The organism is Micromonospora sp. M51, assembly GCF_018070305.1.
Lineage (GTDB): Bacteria > Actinomycetota > Actinomycetes > Mycobacteriales > Micromonosporaceae > Micromonospora > Micromonospora parva.
This window is the reverse complement of the sequence record NZ_JAGPXZ010000854.1, coordinates 1-2404: the sequence shown is the minus strand read 5'-3', so window position 1 is coordinate 2404 and position 2404 is coordinate 1. Positions and strand designations below refer to the sequence as shown.

At 70.1% G+C, this 2404-nt stretch carries 1 protein-coding gene; it reads right to left on the bottom strand.

The window, feature by feature from the left end:
- Window positions 1–19: 19 nt before the first annotated feature.
- Window positions 20–2404 (bottom strand): glycoside hydrolase family 3 protein (locus KBX53_RS29765; protein ID WP_210862979.1); only part of this gene is annotated, 2385 nt, incomplete at its 5' end.

Below are 2404 nucleotides of genomic sequence, written 5' to 3'. Positions count from 1 at the left end.
ACCCGGCCCCGAACGCCGGTCAGCTGATGGAGAACTCCGCCAGCCGCAGCGGGGAGTCGAACACCAGGTACACGTCGCGGGTGCCGACGGCACGGGCCAACTCGGTGCTGGTGCTGACGTACCGGTAGTCGTCGCCGGTGCTGGGCACGGTGGCCGTGCCGAGTAGCCGGCCGGTGGGCGACCCCAACCGGATCTGGATGGTGCCGGCACCCGCACCGGCCTTGGCGACCTTCGCGCTGAAGGTCTGCGCGCCGGCCCGTAACGCGGAACCGTCGAAGGAGATCCACTGACCGGCCCCGGTGGCACCGACCGCCGTACCGCTGGGTTTCGTCTCGTCGACCAGCCGGACCCCCGCGTACCGGTCGAAGTTCTCCGCCCTGGTGGGCCGGGACAGGTCCCGCGCCGGAATGGTCTCACCGCGGACCCGGACCGCGGCGCGGGCCCGGATGTCCTCGGCGGACGCTCCGACCATCAGGTCGTGCACTGACGACTCGACCACCCACCGGCTGCGGGTGACGTCCCAGTGCGCCAGGTCCGTGGCGGGCAGGCGCAGGGTCACCGTACGGGTCTGCCCGGGCGCGAGCCTCACCTGCTCGAACGCCTTGAGCTGACGGATCGGGGTGATGTCCCGCGAGGTGCGCTGGTGGGTGTAGAGCTGAACCACCTCGGTCCCGGCCCGGCTGCCGACGTTCGTCACGTCGACGCTGGCCGTGATGGTCCCGTCGGCAGCCACCGACTGGGCGCCGGCACGTAGCTGGCCGTACCGGAACCTCGTGTACGACAGCCCGTGGCCGAACGGGTAGAGCGGCTTCGCGGTGCTGTACAGGTAGGTCTGCCGGGACGAGATGATGTCGTACTCCAGCAGGTCCGGCGGCAGTTGCGAGTCCGAGCGGTACCAGGTCTGGGTGAGCCGGCCGGACGGGTTGCGGTCGCCGAACAGGACGTCGGCGACGGCGTGACCGGTCTCCGCGCCCGCGTGGGTGGTCCAGACGATGGCCGGTACGTGCTCCTGCTCCCACCGGATGGTGACCGGGTAGCTGGTCTGGAGCACCAGCACGGTCCGCGGGTTCGCCCTGACCACGGCCTTGACCAGCGCCTCCTGGCCGGCGCTCAGCGCCGTGGAGGTCCGGTCGTGCGCCTCCCGCCCGTTGATGAACGGGTTGCTGCCGACCACCAGCACAGCGGTGTCGGCCGCCTTGGCCGCCGCCACCGCCCGGTGGATCCCACTGCTGATCAGCTCGCGACTGAAGTGGGTAGCGGCGGCCGGGGTCGATGCGCCGAGCTTGAGGGCGCCGTCGTCGCCGATCGTCACGTACGTGTCGGCGCCGAACCAGCTCTCCTTGGTCTCGTAGCCGACGTAGCGCAGCACCACCGTTCCGTCCGGCTGCGGCTCCAGTTTGAACTGCTGCTGGACGTACCAACCGTTCGGCTGCTCGTCGCGGGTGACGAACGGGCCCCAGTTGTAACCGAGGTAGCGGCCGTTGGCGGCGTTGCGCAGCGTCACCACGTCCTGCCCCCAGTCGACCACGTCGAACTGGGCGACGAGCGCCGGGGTCGCGCCGGTCCCGAGAACCGGGTTGGCGTCGGTGGTGCCGGTGGCCGAGACGTACTTGCCGGTCCGCACATCCTTCAGGGCGATCCGGTCCGCGCCGTCGAGCCCGCTCACACTGGCCGAGCCGCCCAACCGTTCACGGATGCCGTCCAGCGCCGTCACCTGGTACGGCAGGTCGCCGCCGTACCAGTCGGAGTAGAGGGTGTCGCCCAGCGGGCCGAGCACCGCCACCTTGCGGGTCCGGGCCGGGTCCAGCGGTAGTGCCTGCCGCTCGTTCTTCAGCAGCACCATCGCCTCGCCGGCGGCCTGCCGGGCCAGTCGCTGGTGGTGGGGGCTGTTGATGACATCCGCTGTGATGCCGCCGTACCGGCCGCCGCCCGGGTCGAACTCACCCAGTCGGAACCGGATGGTCAGAATGTCCCGGATCCGGGCGTCGATGTCCGCCTCGGTGAGCAGGCCGGCGGCGAGGGCCTGCTTGATCGCGGTGACTGTCGGCTGGGCGTTGGTGTCGTCGGTGATGAAGCTGCTGAGCCCGGCCTTGATGATCGCCGCGTTCGCCTCGGCCTGGGTGCTGTAGTACTTCTGCGAGTTGACCAGGTTGTTCGGCGCCCAGGCGTCCGTGACGTTCATCAGGGTCTGGTCGGTCCAGCCGCGGACCACGGTGTCCAGGTCCGGATCGACTGTCGCGGGACGTCCGTTGACCAGGTTGTAGGCGGCCATCATCCCGGTTGCCGCGTCGGCGGCGATGGCTGGTCTGAAGGCGGCGCGGTCGTACTCGTTGAGCACCCGAGGTGGCACGTTCGAGGAGGTCACGTCCCGCCGGACCTCGTTGTTGTAGGCCAGGTAGTTGAT